At 75.0% G+C, this 15,994-nt stretch carries 15 protein-coding genes; 10 read left to right on the forward strand and 5 right to left on the reverse strand.

What is annotated here, in order from left to right:
- Window positions 1–184: 184 nt before the first annotated feature.
- On the reverse strand, window positions 185–457 hold the full coding sequence (locus RZ84_RS10240) for a hypothetical protein (protein ID WP_043264061.1): 273 nt from the start codon (window positions 455–457) through the stop codon (window positions 185–187).
- 126 nt (window positions 458–583) lie between these two features.
- Complete coding sequence (locus tag RZ84_RS10245) at window positions 584–2,209, reverse strand: AMP-binding protein (RefSeq protein WP_043264062.1); 1,626 nt, start codon at window positions 2,207–2,209, stop codon at window positions 584–586.
- Window positions 2,210–2,643: 434 nt separating this feature from the next.
- Here RZ84_RS10245 and glnII point away from each other — a divergent pair, with 434 nt between their 5' ends.
- The 4 genes from glnII to RZ84_RS39615 all read left to right on the forward strand — a co-directional run bounded on the left by glnII (window position 2,644) and on the right by RZ84_RS39615 (window position 6,355).
- Window positions 2,644–3,663: a glutamine synthetase gene (gene glnII, locus RZ84_RS10250; RefSeq protein WP_043264063.1), complete on the forward strand. Its 1,020-nt coding sequence runs from the start codon at window positions 2,644–2,646 to the stop codon at window positions 3,661–3,663.
- Between the two features lie 142 nt (window positions 3,664–3,805).
- Window positions 3,806–4,711, forward strand: coding sequence for a DUF6891 domain-containing protein (locus RZ84_RS10255; protein WP_043264064.1), 906 nt, complete (start codon window positions 3,806–3,808; stop codon window positions 4,709–4,711).
- Between the two features lie 20 nt (window positions 4,712–4,731).
- The gene (locus RZ84_RS10260) at window positions 4,732–5,478 is read left to right on the forward strand and encodes a rhomboid-like protein (RefSeq protein ID WP_241777644.1); all 747 of its coding nucleotides are present in this window, start codon (window positions 4,732–4,734) and stop codon (window positions 5,476–5,478) included.
- A gap of 247 nt (window positions 5,479–5,725) precedes the next feature.
- Entirely contained in the window at window positions 5,726–6,355 is a 630-nt protein-coding gene (locus RZ84_RS39615) for a winged helix-turn-helix domain-containing protein (protein WP_043264065.1), read from the forward strand.
- A gap of 261 nt (window positions 6,356–6,616) precedes the next feature.
- Here RZ84_RS39615 and RZ84_RS10270 read toward each other — a convergent pair whose 3' ends face one another.
- Genes RZ84_RS10270 through RZ84_RS10280 form a run of 3 tightly spaced genes read right to left on the reverse strand, consistent with a single transcriptional unit; the run spans window position 6,617 to window position 8,968 of the window.
- Window positions 6,617–7,291: a DedA family protein gene (locus RZ84_RS10270; protein ID WP_078894595.1), complete on the reverse strand. Its 675-nt coding sequence runs from the start codon at window positions 7,289–7,291 to the stop codon at window positions 6,617–6,619.
- Window positions 7,284–8,171, reverse strand: coding sequence for a lysophospholipid acyltransferase family protein (locus RZ84_RS10275; RefSeq protein WP_052229859.1), 888 nt, complete (start codon window positions 8,169–8,171; stop codon window positions 7,284–7,286). The genes RZ84_RS10270 and RZ84_RS10275 overlap by 8 nt, the downstream gene beginning before the upstream one ends.
- Complete coding sequence (locus RZ84_RS10280) at window positions 8,168–8,968, reverse strand: GNAT family N-acetyltransferase (protein ID WP_043264066.1); 801 nt, start codon at window positions 8,966–8,968, stop codon at window positions 8,168–8,170. The genes RZ84_RS10275 and RZ84_RS10280 overlap by 4 nt, the downstream gene beginning before the upstream one ends.
- 363 nt (window positions 8,969–9,331) lie before the next feature.
- Here RZ84_RS10280 and RZ84_RS10285 point away from each other — a divergent pair, with 363 nt between their 5' ends.
- From RZ84_RS10285 to RZ84_RS10310, 6 genes are all read left to right on the forward strand, one after another.
- A complete protein-coding gene (locus tag RZ84_RS10285) occupies window positions 9,332–9,568 on the forward strand; it encodes a DUF397 domain-containing protein (RefSeq protein WP_043269525.1) in 237 nt (78 codons plus the stop codon).
- Window positions 9,569–9,739: 171 nt separating this feature from the next.
- Window positions 9,740–11,734 carry an RNA polymerase sigma factor gene (locus tag RZ84_RS10290; RefSeq protein WP_043264067.1) on the forward strand — a complete coding sequence of 665 codons (1,995 nt, stop codon included), beginning with the start codon at window positions 9,740–9,742 and terminating at the stop codon, window positions 11,732–11,734.
- A gap of 89 nt (window positions 11,735–11,823) precedes the next feature.
- Entirely contained in the window at window positions 11,824–12,735 is a 912-nt protein-coding gene (locus tag RZ84_RS10295; RefSeq protein ID WP_043264068.1) for a metal-dependent hydrolase, read from the forward strand.
- Between the two features lies 1 nt (window position 12,736).
- The gene (locus tag RZ84_RS10300) at window positions 12,737–14,044 is read left to right on the forward strand and encodes a PDR/VanB family oxidoreductase (protein ID WP_078893665.1); all 1,308 of its coding nucleotides are present in this window, start codon (window positions 12,737–12,739) and stop codon (window positions 14,042–14,044) included.
- A 406-nt stretch (window positions 14,045–14,450) separates the two neighbouring features.
- Window positions 14,451–15,146, forward strand: a complete 696-nt coding sequence (locus RZ84_RS10305) for a TetR/AcrR family transcriptional regulator (protein ID WP_078893666.1) — start codon at window positions 14,451–14,453, stop codon at window positions 15,144–15,146.
- 300 nt (window positions 15,147–15,446) lie between these two features.
- Window positions 15,447–15,956 carry a GNAT family N-acetyltransferase gene (locus RZ84_RS10310; RefSeq protein WP_043264070.1) on the forward strand — a complete coding sequence of 170 codons (510 nt, stop codon included), beginning with the start codon at window positions 15,447–15,449 and terminating at the stop codon, window positions 15,954–15,956.
- The last annotated feature ends 38 nt before the right edge of the window (window positions 15,957–15,994 follow it).

Raw genomic sequence — 15,994 nt, forward strand, 5'->3', positions numbered from 1 at the left:
GTGCCCCGGCGGCCGGGCCGTACGGAGCGAGATCTTCCTTGTGGACGCCGCGGCAGGGGGAGTTGACGATTACCCGCGCCCGCGGGGCAACCGTCCCTGTGGTCGTTGACCGATTCCGCGCTCCGCGCGCACGGCGCGGCCGGCCCGAGCGCGTGGGGTCCCGGGCCGGCTGCGATCGGCAGGGTCAGCAGTTGTCGTAGATCAGGGCGCGGACCAGGCGGCAGGTGGTGTCGGAGGGGTAGTGGACGCCGATGGCGAGGGCGGTGGAGCGGATCTTGCCGTTGGTGGCGTGCTCGGGGCGGTAGACGCCGGTGTCGAGCAGGGCTATCGCCAGGCGCATCGCCTTCAGGCGGCGGTTGTGGGATTCGTACCGCTCGCGGGGCCATCCGGCGGGGAGCGGTTTCCTGGGCAGCGGGTGGGTCGGGAGAGGCTTCGTCATGAGTGCGGCTGCGGCCATCCGGCGGACCTCCTGGAGCGTTGAGAACCCTCACTGACTGGTTCCCATTTTACCGCCGGGCACTGACAAAAGCCCCTGGCCAGGGGGGGATTTGAGGGGCGCGGGCGCGGCCCGTGGGAGCGGGTTTCAGGGGGTGGTAGCGGCCGTCGCGCGCAGCCGCTTCTTGTCGGGCTTGCCGACCGGGGTGAGGGGGATGGTGTCGAGGACGTGGACGGCGGCGGGGGCGTAGAGGGCTCCCTTGTGCGCGGTGACGTAGGCGCGGAGGGCGGACAGCGAGACCTCGTCGGTCAGGTGGCCGGGGGCGGGGACGACCGCGACGTGTACCTCCTCGGTGTCGTCGGGGGTGCGAACTCCGTAGACGGCGCAGTGGGCGACCGCGGGGTGGGTGTGGAGGAGGTCCTCGATCTCCGTGGGGTGGACGTGGCCGCCCACGACGATGATGACGTCCTTGAGGCGGTCGACGAGGTAGAGGCGGCCGTCGACGTCCAGGTGGCCGACGTCGCCGGTGCGCACCCAGCCGTCGCGCAGGACCTGCGCGGTGAGTTCGGGCTGCTTCCAGTAGCCGGACATCACGCCGGCGGAGCGTACGTGGATCTCGCCCGGATCCCCCGGCGGCAGGTCCCGGCCGTCGGCGTCGCGGATGGCGAGGGTGACGCCGGGCAGCGGGCGGCCGACGGTCATCGGGCCGTCGGTGGCGAGGTCGGTGTGGTCGCCGGGGCCCGCCTCGGTGATGGACATCGCCTCGGACTGGCCGTACCACCCGTAGAGGACGGGGCCGAAGACCTCTGCCGCGCGGCGCATCCGGGACGGGGAGGCGACGCAGCCCCCGTAGGTGATGCGGGTGAGGGAACTGAGGTCGGTGGTGGGGAGGGTGGGGTCGTCGAGGAGGCGGTAGAGGAGCGGGGGCAGCAGCCAGAGGTGGGTGATGCGCTCGCGGGCGAGGGCGGCCAGGACGGCGGTGGGGTCGAAGCTGCGGTGCAGGACGACGCTGCCGCCGTCCACGAGGGTGAGGTCGGCCATGATGCCCGCCAGGTGGGCGAGCGAGGTGCAGGCCAGGAGGCGGGGCGGATCGCCGGCGCCCTCCAGGCGGAGGCTGCCGAGCAGCCCGACGAACGGGGCGTGCGCCATCCGGACTCCCTTGGGGATACCGGTCGTTCCGCCGGTGTGGCGGATGCACCAGTCGTCCTCGGGGCGGGCGGCGCCGGCCACGGTGGGGGTGGCGGGGAGCGCGGCGCAGGCGGCGAGGAGGTCGGGGCCGAGGGGCGCCCGGCCGTCCGGCGTACCGGGGTCCGCGCCCGGATCCGGCTCCCCTGAGGGGCCGGGCACCGGGCCGAGGGTCATGATCTGCGGGCGGCGGCCGGTGAGATGGCCGAGCAGCTCGTACGCGGCCCCGCACAGCGCCGGGTCGACCACCAGCAGCGCGGTCTCCACGCTCTCGGCGATACGGGCCAGGGTCTCCGCGGCCATGCCGTCGTAGAGGAACACCACCCGTGCGCCGATGAGGTTGGCGGCGTACCGGGCGGCGAGCACCTCCGGGAGGTTGCCGCTGAGGAGGGAGACGGTGTCGCCGCGGCCGATCCCCTGAGCGGCGAGGACGGCGGCCATGCGGTGCACGGTGGCGTGTAAGGCGCCGGCGGTGACGTCGGGGCGGCCGTCGGCGGGGGTGAGGACGGCGCGGGCCGGGTCGCGGGCGAGGGCGGCCAGGACGGTGTCGACGTAGCTGGTGAAGGCGGGGGCGGGGGCGTCGGCCATGGCGGGGCTCCTTCGGTGCGGACGGTGCGGTGCGGGTTCGGGCGGGACGGCCAGGTACGGGCGGCCTCCGGCACCTCCGACGGTAGGCCGGTTCGTTCATGCCTTCCATGACCAATATCGGCATGTGGTGATGACCGGTGACGCATGAGCACGGGACGGCCCACGGGCCTGTCCGGCGGCACACCACCCCCTCCGGGCCGGGGTACATACGGGCGTGTGCCGCGCCGCAGGCGGCGGCCGGGTGCCAATTCGGCACCGGTGTACGGGAGTTCGGAAATGGCCGTGCGATATATGGTGAATTGTCGCAGAATCAGGGGATGTCCGACTGGGTAACCTGTGGTTCACATACGGGCAATGGACGGGAAACGGCCTGTTGCCAGAGTGCAGCGGTACGCCCGCACGCGTACCCGCACCGACCCGTATAAGAGGACCCCGTGACCATCAAGGCCGAGTACATCTGGATCGACGGCACCCAGCCGACCGCCAAGCTCCGCTCCAAGACCAAGATCCTGACGGACGGCGGCAAGCTCCCCCGCTGGGGGTTCGACGGGTCCAGCACCAACCAGGCCGAAGGCCACTCCTCGGACCTGGTGCTGGAGCCGGTGTTCAGCTGCCCGGACCCGATCCGCGGCGGTGACCACCTGCTGGTGCTGTGCGAGGTGCTGAACACCGACCTCACGCCGCACTCCTCCAACACCCGGGCCCTGCTGCGCCCGGTGGCAGAGCGGTTCGCCGCGCAGGAGCCGATCTTCGGCATCGAGCAGGAGTACACCTTCCTCAAGGGCGAGCGCCCGCTGGGCTTCCCCGAGGGCGGCTTCCCGGCCCCGCAGGGCGGCTACTACTGCGGTGTCGGCGCCGGCGAGATCTTCGGCCGGGAGATCGTCGAGAAGCACCTCGACCGGTGCCTGGCGGCCGGTCTCGGCCTGTCCGGCATCAACGCCGAGGTCATGCCCGGCCAGTGGGAGTTCCAGGTGGGCGCGCTGCCGCCGCTGGAGGTCGCGGACCACATGTGGGTGGCGCGCTGGCTGCTGCACCGTACGGCCGAGGAGTTCGGCGTCAGCGCGTCGCTGGACGCCAAGCCGGCCCGCGGCGACTGGAACGGCGCGGGCGCGCACACCAACTTCTCCACCCGTGCGATGCGCCAGGGCTACGACGCGATCATCACCGCCTGCGAGGCGCTGGGCGCGGACGGCAAGCCGCTGGAGCACGTGCGCCAGTACGGCACCGGTATCGAGGAGCGGCTGACCGGCGCCCACGAGACCGCCCCCTGGGACGAGTTCTCCTACGGCCCCTCCGACCGCGGTGCCTCGGTGCGCATCCCGTGGCAGGTCGAGGCCGAGAAGAAGGGCTACATCGAGGACCGGCGGCCGAACGCCAATGTGGACCCCTACGTGGTGACGCGGCTGATCGTGGACACCTGCTGCACGGAACTGGAGCGCCGCGAGCAGGTGTGACGCCGGCGCCCGGAGTGCGGTGGCACAGTCGCGAGGTGGGGCCGGACCGGCGGGTCCGGCCCCTTTCGCATGGCCGCGACCGGCGGCCGGCGGGTGCGGGCGCGCGGGGCCGGCTGTCAGTGGCGGGTGGCACGCTGGGGTCATGCTTGCGATCACCGCCAAGACCGAGAGCGGGCCGGCCGTCGCGCGGCCGACCGCGGACCAACTGACCGCCCTGCTGCGGCGGATCGGCGCCGAGGGCGACCACTTCGTCGTCGTCGAGCGGCTGCCCGCCGAGGACCAGAGGTTCGTGCAGACCTGGCGGGAGGGCGACGGGCCGTACGCCGTGGAGTTCCGCGACGGCGGGCCGGAGCGGCATTTCACGGCCGCCACCGCCGACGCCGATGAGGTCATAGCGGTCTTCCTGGCGTGGGCGCGCGGTGCCGGGACCTGGCGCACGGCGCTCGACTGGCGGCCGGCGGACCTGTATTCCACGCCCGGTCTGGCCCCGGAGACCCGTGAGCAGGCCGAGGAGCGGGCCCTTGAGGACATCCGGTCCGGCTTCCGGCCGTTCGAGGACGTCGTGCAGGGCGTGTGCGACGCGTTCGATCCCGAGGAGACGCCGGTGACCCGGGACGAGGCGCGACGGATCGTCGCGGGCCTGTGGGAGCGGCGGCTGGCCGAGCAGGCGGAGTGGCCCGAGGTGACGGACGCCGACCGGGTCGAGCGGGCGTTCACCGCGCTGGACGCGCAGGGGCTCACCGCCCGGATGCACTTCACCTGCTGCGGCACCTGCGCGCTCGGCGAGATCGGCGCCGAGCGCGCCGCGGCCGACCGCGGTTTCGTCTTCTTCCACCACCAGGACACCGCCGCGGCGGCCGGGGGATACGGTCTTGCGGTGCGGTACGGCGCGTACGAGGACTCCGGGGCGGACCGCGCCGAGGTCGGGCGGACGGTGGCGGCTGCGCTGACCGGCGCCGGTCTGGCGGTGGCGTGGGACGGCGATCCGGACACGGTCATCGAGATCACCCCGCTGGACTGGCGCAGGCGGCTGCCGGCGGGGAACTGAGCGGAGCGGAGGGACCGGGCGTGCGGACGCGGGGGCGGGCGGTGCGGTACGGGGCGCTGCCGTGGGCGGCACCGCTGTATGTGGGGGTGGTGCAGCTCGGGGCGTATGCCACCGGCCGGCTGCCGGGGCGGCGGCGTGCGGAGCTGCTGCGCGCGCACTCCACCAATGTCGCCAATCTGCGGGGCGGCCGGTGGGGCACCCTCGCCACCAGCGCGGCGTTCGTGGAGAAGCCGCTGCCGGTGGCGTACGGCGCGGCGCTGCTGGCCACCCTCGGTACGGCCGAGGCCCGTTGGGGTGCCGGGCGCGCCGCGGGGGTGTTCGCGGCCGGGCACATCGGCGCCGGTCTGCTGGTGTACGCGGGCCTGCGCGCCCGGCCGGGCGGCTGTCCCGACGGCACCGCGCGGGCCGTCGACGTCGGGGCGAGCTACGGCTTCTGCGCCACGCTCGGCGCCCTCGCGGCGACGGTCCCGCACCGGGGCGTGCGGCGGGCGGCGGTCGGCGGGCTGCTGGTGTCGCTCGCCGTGCCGGTGGTCCGCCGCGGCCGGACGTTCACGGACGCGGGGCATCTGGCGGCGCTGGCGCTCGGGGTGGTGATGGGCGCCACAGGGGCCACCGGGGCGGGTTTCGGCCGGCGCGTGCGGCGCCGCGGGGCGGGCCTGACGGTCAACTCCGGTGCGGGGAAGGGCAGTCGCCGGCGCGACCTGGCCGGTCCCGCGGGTGGTGCGGCCGGCGTGCGTCAGGATCGCGTCACTGCGGAGGTGGTGTGAAGGACAGAACAACGGCTGTCTGGTTCAATGGGGTCATGGCCAGCCTTACCGACACCGCGACGGGTCGCAGCGACCTCGAGCCTTTCTGGCCGTCCCGGCAGGCGCACGCCTTCGACCGGCTGTGTTGCCGCGCGCACTGAGCGCGGGCCCGCACCATTCCTCCCGACACCGCCGACCGGTGTCCCCAGCCCTGCCCGCGCGCACGACGTCCCCCGACGATCCCCTTGCGCGAAAGAGCTGACTTGCGATGACGAACCTCCGTACCGTTCCCGCCGGTTCCACCACGGCCGCCGTTCCGCACCCGCCGCAGCAGCGCCACCGGTTGCGCGCGGTGCCCTCCGACGAAGCGACCGCCGCCGTCCGGGACGCCCGTCCCGTCGCCGCCCCGGGCGGCACGGCGCCGCGCCACAGTGCGCAGCAGGTCGCCGAGCTGCTGAACTCCGGCGCCACCTGGCTCCCGGCGCCACAGCACAGCCTGCCCGCACTGCCCGGTCAGCCGCCGATGGTCGGCTACCTCGTCCTCGTCCCGGCCGAGGCGGCCCCCGCCGCGCAGCCGCCCGCCGACCCCGCACCGCCGGGCCGGACCGGCGACGAGACCGTGCGGATCGACCCCGAGCAGCGGACCGTGCAGGTCCGGGGCCGGCAACTGGACCTGACGTACCTCGAATTCGAGCTGCTGGCCCATCTGGTCGCGCATCCGCACCGGGTGCACACCCGCGACCAGCTGGTGACCACGGTGTGGGGGTACGGGCATGTCGGCGACGGGCGCACCGTGGACGTCCATGTCGCCCGGCTGCGGCGGAAGCTGGGCGCCGAGCACCGGTCGTCGATCGTGACAGTGCGGCGGGTCGGCTACAAGTACGTGCCGAGCACCTAGGCCCTGTCATCGAACTCCCGCCTGCCGGGCGACGCCCTGCACGTGCCCCCGGCCCGAACCGGCTTCGCACGGCTCGTGCCGGGGGACCCCCTTCGCCGCACCGGGCAACGACCCCAGTACCCCACCCAGTACAGGGGCCGTCGCCCGGCACGCCGAGAGCACGCACCGGACGCCGCCCGGCCGCCCTTCGGGCGGACGACGGGAGTCTGCGGACGACGGGAGTCTGACGACAGGACCTCGCGCGGCGGCGGGTGAGGGCGCTCAGGCCCCTTGCCCGCCGCCGCGCAGGAGCGGGCAGCGGCGGTGCAGCGCACTCGCCCCGGCGGCCACCAGCAGTCCGGCGCCGGAGGCCAGCAGCAGGCCCCTGACCGGGGAGTCGGTGAGCGCCGCGCCGCCGAGGCCGCCGAGCGCCGAGGCGAACAGCGCCCAGATGCCCGCGCCCACCGCATCCAGGGCGACGAAGCGGCGCAGCGGGTAGCGGACGCTGCCGGTGGCGAGGGTGGCGACCACCCGTCCGCCGGGGAGGAAGCGGCCGGCGATGATCAGCACGGCGGCGTGCCGTTCGACCAGGGCGCGGGCGCGCAGATGACGGGCCCGGCCGCGTTCGCCGCGCAGCAGCAGGGCGGTCGCGTGCGGGCCCGCGTGGCGGCCCACGGCGTAGCCGAGGCAGTCGCCGGCCAGTGCCCCGACCGCCGCGACGCCCGCGAGCAGGGCGAGCGGCGGCAGGTCGGGGCCGATGAGCACGGCGACCAGGACGACGGTGGTCTCGCTCGGCATGAACGGGAGCAGGGCGTCCAGCCCGGCGATCAGCAACACCGCGAGCCAGAGCCAGGGGGAGCCGAGCAGCGCGTGCAACGGGTCGGTGAGGCGGTCCAGTTGGTCGAGGAGGCCGAGGGCAAGCGGGGTCGCCGGGCCGGGGGCGAGCTGGTCAGGCATGCTGGCGGACCGGCGGGCCGGCGGTCGGCGGCGGGGCCTCGGGCGCGGTCCGCGGCGGCCGGATCGCCGCCGGAGCCGGCCGTACGGGGCCGCCACGGAGGACGATGTGCTCGGCGCGGGCCGCCAGTTCCCTGCGGTCCAGGGCGGTGCCCGCGGTCGGCAGCGCCGGGTGGGCGGTGAGGCGTACGGTCAGTGCGCGGGCGGTCAGGACGCGGCCCAGGGAGGCCGCCAAGGTGTCGTCACCGCAGAACGCGGCCACAGTGCTGGGCCGGCCCTGCTGGGTGTAGCTGACGGTCAGCGGGCGGATGGGTGCGCCGGCGTCCAGGGCGGCCTGGAAGGTGGCGCGGCGGAAGGCGCCCCGGTCGGCGGTGCACCAGGTGGTGGCCTGGGGGAAGACCGCCACCGAGCGGCCGGCGGCGAGCAGCTCGGACAACTCCCGTACGGTGCGCGGGAGCCTGCGGGGGCTGGTGCGGTCGATGAAGTGTGTGCCGGCCCGGCGCGCCAGGCCGCCGACGACCGGCCAGCGGCCCACCTCGCGCTTGGCGAGCAGGGTCGTCGGCTCGGCGGCGAGCAGCGTGACGATGTCGAGCCAGGAGATGTGGTTGAGGACGGTGAGGGTGCCGGGGCCGCCGGCTCCCGCCCCGGCGGCCGGCAGCGCGTCGATTCCCTCCGCCTGGATACCCAGCGCCGAAAGCAGCGTCCGGGCGTGCGCCCGCAGCCGTACCGGGTCCGCCAGGCGGTCGCCGTCGGTCAGGACGCGGCGCACCGCGGCGGCGAACGCGGCGGTGCGGCGGGCGGTTTCGCGGGCCGGGACGCGCGGGACGACGTGGCCGGCGCAGTGCGGGGTGCAGACGGACCGGACGTCCCAGGGGCCGTTCACCGGTCCCCCAGGAAGAAGCGGCGGTAGCGGTCGCCGAGGCGCTCCATGTCCAGGACGACGAAGAAGTCGGCGGTGCCGAACGCCGGGTCGTGGGCGGGGGCGCCGCCGATCCACGCGCCGATCCGGAGGTAGCCGCGCAGCAGCGGCGGGAGCTGGGCGAGGGCGGGGCGCTCGGGCAGCGGGCCGGTGGGGCGCCAGGGGCGGTGCGGGGTGACCCGGAGCCCGGCCGGGGCGGGGTAACGGGTCAGGGCCAGCGCCCAGGCGTGGGCGGCGGCGGTGCCCCCGTCGGCGAGCGGGACGGAGGCGCAGCCGGCGAGGTAGCGGTGGCCGGAGAGCAGGGTGTAGCGGGCGAGCGCGGCCCACATCTGGTTGATGACGGCGCCGCTGCGGTGGTCGGGGTGGACGCAGGAGCGGCCGGCCTCGATGAGGGAGGGGCGCATCCGGTCGAGGGCGGACAGGTTGAACTCGCCGTCGGAGTAGAGGCGTTGGCTGCGTCCCGGGGGCAGCAGCCGGTAGGTGCCGACGACGGCGCCGGTGGGGGTGTGGGTGACGATCAGGTGGTCGGCGAGGTCGTCGACGGCGTCGATGTCGTGGCCGGGGAGGGGGGTGTCGAGGGCGGCGCCCATCTCCTCGCCGAAGACCTGGTGGCGGAGGCGCTGGGCGGCACGGATCCGGTCGGGGGTGTCGGCGATCTCGGCGGTGTAGTCGGCGGCGGGGGCGGTGTCGGTGGCGGCTGCGTCCGCGACGGGAGAGGTGAGTCCGGGGCGGCCGGCGGACGCGGTGGGTGCCATGCTCATCAGAGCCTCCGTAGGTGGTGCTGGGTACACCCCCCGTCGGGGTGCACAACCCAATGACCTGGCGTTCTCCTACGCGGCAGACTCTTCCCGCGTCCGGCGGCCGGAAGCGTGAAGCCCAGGGAGCGCGCGGATGAGGCTCCGCGGAACACTGGTCGCCGCGGGCCGGAGGTCAGGGCAGGTCCGACGGACCGGGGGCCGGGTGAGCGGGGAGTCCTGGAGGTGGGATCGGCCCGGTCCGCGACCGCCACCGTTCCCGCCAACTCCGGTGGCGGGCACCGCGGTACGGCCCGGTTCCGCGGCTGGCAGGTCGTCCGGGCGCCGCGTACGCTGACCGGCACGTTCACGAGTAAGGGGAGCAACGACATGGGCACCGCAGCCGACAAGGAATGGCTCTACGGCCTCGACATCTCCGACGCCACCTGGCAGCGCCCGCCCGGCGAGGCCCCCGACGCGGAGGCGGTGGAGATCGCCTTCCTGGAGCGCGGCGCGGTCGCGATGCGCAACTCCACGGACCCCGATGTGGTGCTGCGCTTCACCGAGGCGGAGTGGCGGGCGTTCGTCCTGGGCGCCCGGGACGGGGAGTTCGATCTGACGCGATGACGCCGTAGGCGGGCGGTGCCGCCCCGGTGGCCGGGGTCGCCGGGTACCGCCCGCCGGACCCGGGCCGGGGTACCGCCGGGCCCGGGTGGCCGGGGGCGGGCGCGGCGGTCACCCGTCCGGGGCGGCCCGGCGCCCCGGTGACCATCACAGGATTCACTCGTTCCACGGAACGTGGAGCAGCAGCAGGCGGTAACCCCGCGTCCGGACCGCACCTCCCCCGGCAGCCCGGCGGAGGCCGGTGAGGCCATCGACGTCGAGCAGGCCGAGGCGGCGCTGGTCGAGCACTACCCCCGGCTGGCCCGGCTGGCGTATCTGGTCCTGCCGCCGGGCCCGAGCCGCGGCCGGCGGGTGCTGGCCGCGCACGCGGTGGTGCAGCGGGCCCTGCCGCGGCGGCCCGGCCCCGGGGCCGCTCCCGCTCTGCCCGCCCAGCGCGGCGGCGCGGCGGCGGCCGTCGACCCCGGTTACGCGCTCATGCGGCTGCGGGTGCTGCGCACCGCACTCGCCGTCGGGCGGCGCCGCCGGCTGCCGGCACCGCTCCCCCAGGTCTGGGGCCTCCGTCTCTTCCCCCGCTCCGGCGGCGCCGATGAACTCGCCCTGGACCAGGCGCTGTCCGCGCTCTCCGCACCGGGCCGGGCGGCGTTCGTGCTGCGCGACCTGGAGCGGCTGTCGGCGCACGAGGCGCGTCGGGTGCTGGAGGCCGCGGGGGTCGCGGACGCCCGGGCGGCACTGGCGGAGGCCGACGGGGCGGCGGTGCCGGCCGGGAGCCGGGACCGGGCGCTGCTGGAGTCGGTGGAGTTCGACCCGTGCGCCCTCCAGGCCCGGCCCACCGATCTGATCCGGCGACGGCAGCACGGCCGGGCGGCGCTGGCCGCGGGCGCGGCGGTGCTGGTGTGCGGGGCGCTGCTGGGGATGCCGGGCGACGGCTGGGGCCCGGACGGCGCCGCGGCCCCGGCGTACGCGGGCAATCCCGCGTCAGAAGCCGCCCTCGAACCGGGCAGGTTGGCGCTCACCCCGGCGAACGCCTGGAGGACCGCGGCGCGCCAGGACTTCGCCGCCTGGCCGGCCCGTGGCGACCGGATCGGCGACCGGGCGCTGCTCCGGCGGGCGCTGGTGGTATGGGCGCGGCCCGGGGCCGGCGTACCGGTCACGGCGACGCCCGGCACCCCGACGGGGCCCGCGGCCGGGCCGCCGCAGCTGCTGTTCGCGGGTGTGGTGGACCACGCCGTGGTGGTGATCTTCCACGACGGCCTGCGGGCGGTGCGGTACACCGAGGCGGCGGACGGCCAGGGGCGGGACGAGGGCTCCGGTGCGACGCTGGACTTCGCGCGGACGGACGGTGCGGCGGCGGACTCGGCACTCGCCCTGGTGGCGGGGCCCACCCAGGGCAACGTCCGCTATCTGACGGCCCCTTGGGTGCGGTCCGTACGGCTGGTCGATCTGCTGAAGCCGGACGTGGCGGGCCAGCCGATCCCGATCGGCTCGGACGGCCTGACCGAGCCGGTACCGACGCCGCGCGACGATTCCGCCTGCACCACGTGGCCGGCGCTGCGGACGGTCGGCAGGACGGACGGACAGCAGGGCGGCCCGGCGGCCGGGGCGTTGCTCACCGACCTCGGGGAGCTGACGCCGGCCCGGCTCACGTACGGGCGGCCCACGTCGCCGGGCGATGTGTCCGGCCCGGAGGCCCGTACGGCCTGGGCGCGTACCGCCTGCCGGCTGCCCGGGGTGCGTTCGCAGGGCGTACAGGCCGTGAACACCTGGAAGTTCGCGCGGCAGCCGCTGCCCGGGGGTGCGGGCGAGGCGGCCTGGCTGTGCACCCGGGCGGAGACCTGGCGCGGGGCGGGCGGCCGGACGATGGCGCAGTTCCAGCCGCCCGCGCCGGCCGACCGGCGGTACGCGCCGGGGGCGGTGACGGCGCGGGCCGAGGGCGGTACGGCCTGCGGGCCACGGGAGCCGCAGGTGCTGGCCGGGGTGCTGTGGAAGACCAAGGGGGGCGCGTGGTGGCTGCTGGCGGCGGGCAGCGACCGGATCACGTCGATCACCGCGCGCGGCGGGGCGCGGGGGCATGCGGCGGGGCGGCTGCTGGCAGTCCCGGCGAAGCCGGATGCCCGGACGGACCTGAAGGGCGGGCTGGCGGGCGGCGGCCAGGTGGGGACGCTGCGGTGAGGTGAGCGGTGGCAGGGCGCGGGCCGCCGCTCCGAGCTTTCCGTGTCCAGGGGGTATCGGCATTCCTTACCCGCCAGTACATTGACGCCATGTCTAATACGGCCCCGCTGCGGCCCCAGCCGGTCGCGTCTGAGCACACCCCGCTGAAGGCCCGGAACGTGGCCTTCGACTGGGCGGACACCCCCCTGCACTGGATACCCGGCGATCCGTCCAGCACCCACACCATCAACGTCCTGCACCTGCTGCTGCCGGCCGGCGAGCGCTGGTTCGTGCACGTCTACAAGCAGGTGCTGCCCCGCATCCGGGACGAGCGGCTCCGGGCGGACGTGATCGGGTTCATCGGCCAGGAGGCGATGCACTCGCAGGCGCACGACGACGTCCTGCCGCACCTCAAGGCGCTGGGCCTGGACCCGGCCCCGTACACCGCGCAGGTCGACTGGCTCTTCGAGAAGCTGCTCGGCGACCGGACGCTGCCGCCGGGCAGGGCCCGTCAGTGGTGGCTGATGGAGCGGGTCGCCATGATCGCCGCCATCGAGCACTACACCGCCTTCCTGGGCGACTGGGTGCTCAACGCCGAGGCGCTGGACGCCAAGGGGGCCGATCCGACGATGCTCGACCTGCTGCGCTGGCACGGCGCGGAGGAGGTCGAGCACCGCTCGGTGGCCTTCGACCTCTTCGTGCACCTGGACGGCGGCTACCGGCGGCGGGTGCGTACCTGGGCAACGGCCTTCAGCGCCCTGGTGTTCCTGTGGCAGCGCGGCACCCGGTTCTTCATGGAGAACGACCCCACACTGATCGACGGCAGGGCCGCCGTGAAGGACTTCCTCCGGGGCGGACGGCAGGGCGTGCTGCCGACCACCGGGGCGATGCTCCGCTCCATCCCCCAGTACCTGAGCCGGACATACCACCCCTCACAGCACGGCAGCACCGAGCAGGCGATCGCCTATCTCGACCGCTCGCCCGCCGCGACCGCCGCTGCCGCTGCCCCCGGAGGAGCCTGACATGCCCGCCCGTTCCGCGACGTCGGCGTCCGCACCGATTCGTACGTCCCCGCCTCTGCGTACGCGCGCCGTCCCCCGCCTGCGGACCGTGCTGCTGGTCGCCGGGGCCGCGGTGGTCGTCCGGCGGGCGCTGCGGCGGCGGATCCGGCAGTCCCCGCTGTGGCCGCTGCCCGCCCTGGAGCAGCCGATATCGGGCCGGGGCCGGGAACGGGGCCGGGCGGCACCGCTGCGGCTGCGGGTGGCCGAACGGACGGCGGCGGCCGACGGGGTGGTGGCCCTCCGCCTGGAGGGCGAGCGGCTGCCCAGCTGGGAACCGGGTGCGCACATCGACCTCGTACTCCCGTCCGGAACCGTGCGCCAGTACTCGCTGTGCGGCGAACCGGCCGACGCCGTAGGGGCGGACGGCGGTGCGTACACCATCGCGACCCGGCTCATCGAGGACGGCCGGGGCGGTTCGCGCGAGGTGCACGAGGCGCTCCACGAGGGCACGACGGTCGAGGTCCGCGGACCCCGCAACCGCTTCCCCCTGGACGAGTGCCACGCCTACCTCTTCGTCGCGGGCGGTATCGGCATCACCCCGATCCTCCCGATGGTGCGGCAGGCCGAGGCGGCGGGGATTCCGTGGCGCCTGGTGTACGCGGGACGGTCGCGGGCGTCGATGCCCTTCCTGGACGAGCTGGAAAAGCTGGCGGGGGCCGGGGAGTTGGGCGGGGACGGGGCCCGGCACGCCGGGGACGGGACCAGGCACGGGGCCCGGCACGCAGGGGAGCACGGGGGTGCGGCCGGGGCCGGTGGCGGGCGGCTGACGGTGGCCGCGGAGGACGAGGCGGGGCGGCCGGACCTGGCCGCGGCACTCGCCGACGCTCCCCCGCACGCCGCCGTGTACTGCTGCGGCCCCGAGCCCCTGATGGACGCGGTGGCCGACCTGCTCCCCCACGGCCCCGAGGGACTGACCCTCCACATCGAACGCTTCGCACCACGGAGGGGCCCGGGGTCCGGTCCGGGGTCCGGGGGCGGCTCGGGTGAAGGCGAGGGTGAAGACGTCGCGTTCGAGGTGGAGTTGCGCCGCACCGGCCGTACGGTCACGGTCCCGGCGGACACCAGCGTGCTGCGCGCCCTCCGCGAACAGGCCCTCCCGGACCTGCCGTACTCCTGCGAGCAGGGCTTCTGCGGCACCTGCCGACAGCGGGTGCTGGGCGGAGAGGTGGACCACCGCGACGAACTCCTGACGGACGCGGAACGCGCGGACTCGCTGCTGGTCTGCGTCTCGCGGTCGGCCCGGGGGGAGGGGCTGGTGCTGGACTTGTAGGGATGGGGGGCTGGTGCTGGGGCTGGTGCTGGTGCCGACGGTCGTCCTCTGTTCCCCGCCGCCCACCCGTACCTCTTGTTTTTCCCCGCCGCCCACCCCCCTTCGGGGGGTGGGCGGGTGTGGTGGGGCCGTGAGCCATCACGTCCCCGCCCCCGTAAACACGTCCCCGTCCCCGTAGCAGACCGCACACAACCCCCCGCAGGCACAAGTCCCCACAGGCACAAGTCCGCACCGGAACAAGTCCCCACCGGCACAACCGCACCGGAACAAGTCCGCACAGAAATAAGTCCGCACAGGAATAAGTCCGCGTCGTGCGGCGATACCGCAACTGGCCCGCCCGGTGGCGCGGTCCGGGGCCGGTTCGGTGTGCTGGTGCGGCTCGGGGGCGGGTCGTTAGGGTGGGCGCATGACGACCGGGGCACGCCGCAGGATGGGCGTCGAGGAGCGGCGGGAGCAGCTGATCGCCGTCGCGCTCGACCTGTTCAGCCACCGCTCCCCCGAGGATGTGTCGATCGACGAGATCGCCGAAGCGGCCGGGATATCCCGGCCGTTGGTCTATCACTACTTCCCTGGCAAGCAGCAGCTCTACGAGGCCGCGCTGCGGCGCGCCGCCGAGGAGCTGTCCGCCCGGTTCGTCGAGCCGCACGAAGGGCCCCTCGGCGCCCGGCTGTTGCGCGTCATGGAGCGGTTCTTCGACTTCGTGGACGAGCACGGCCCCGGTTTCTCGGCGCTGATGCGCGGCGGCCCGGCGATCGGCTCGACCCGTACCAGCGCGCTGATCGACGGTGTGCGCCAGGCCGCCTACGAGCAGATCCTCGCCCATCTCGACGTCCGGGACGCGCCCCCGCGGCTGGAGTTGGTGATCCGCTCCTGGGTCTCGCTGGCCGAGACCACCGCGCTGCTGTGGCTGGACGGGCGGTGCGTTCCGCGCGCCGAGCTGGAGCGGCAGCTGGTGCACGACTTCGCCGCACTGGCGGCGGTGAGCGCGGCGTACGACGAGCGGATGGCGCAGGTGGTCCGCCGGATGCTGGCGGACGAGCCGCCGGACGGGATGTTCGCGGAGCTGGTGGGACGGCTGATGGAGCTGCCGCAGCCGGTCTGACCTGCGACGGAGCGGGTGCCCACGGTCGGCGGAGGGCGATTGTCAGACCCTCGCCGTAACGTCGTTGGCATGACGGCGAATTCATCTGATTCCGATACGCGGACCGCTGATCCCGTTGCACGGACCGCTGATCCCGTTGCGCGGGCCGCGCATCCGCCGCCTGCGCTCGCGGTCCGTGCGGAGCCGAGCGGGGGCGGCCGAGCGGGGCGGTGCCGGGTCGGGAGCAGGCCCCGTGAGGCGGGGGCGCCCGCCCGCAGTCGCGGGCGAGGGCCGGCGGGGCGGGTGCGACACAATCCGGCTATGGATGAGATCACTTACCGGACGGCCGAGGCGGAGCACGACCCTTCCGTACTGGTCGCGCTCTACGACGGGGCCGCGCACTGGATGCTGGAGAACGGCATCGACCAGTGGAAGCCGGGTGACAAGGACGAGGCGCATTTCCGGGGGCGAATAGCCGACGGGGAGGTCTGGCTGGCGGAGGCGGCGGGGCGGGTCGTCGGCGGCTTCGAGCTGTGGTGGCGGGACGAGCCCGCGTGGGGCGCGCAGCCGCCGGTGGCGGGGTATGTGCACCGGCTGATGGTGGACCGCGCCCACGCACCGGCCGGAACCGGGCGGGAGTTGCTGACGTGGGCCGAGCGGCGGATCGCGGAGGCCGGGCGGGCGCGGTCACGGCTGGACTGCGTGTCGAGCAATCCGCGGCTGCGGACGTATTACGAGGGGGCGGGCTACGAGGTCGTCGGGGAGCAGCCGTTCAAGGAGGGGAAAGGGGGGAGCAAGTACGGCGTGACGCTGTTGGAGAAGCGCTTGTGAAGCGGGGACCGGGGCGGGCATACCGCCCCTACCCGCGC

The sequence above is a fragment of the Streptomyces sp. CT34 genome (assembly GCF_000805335.1).
GTDB lineage: Bacteria > Actinomycetota > Actinomycetes > Streptomycetales > Streptomycetaceae > Streptomyces.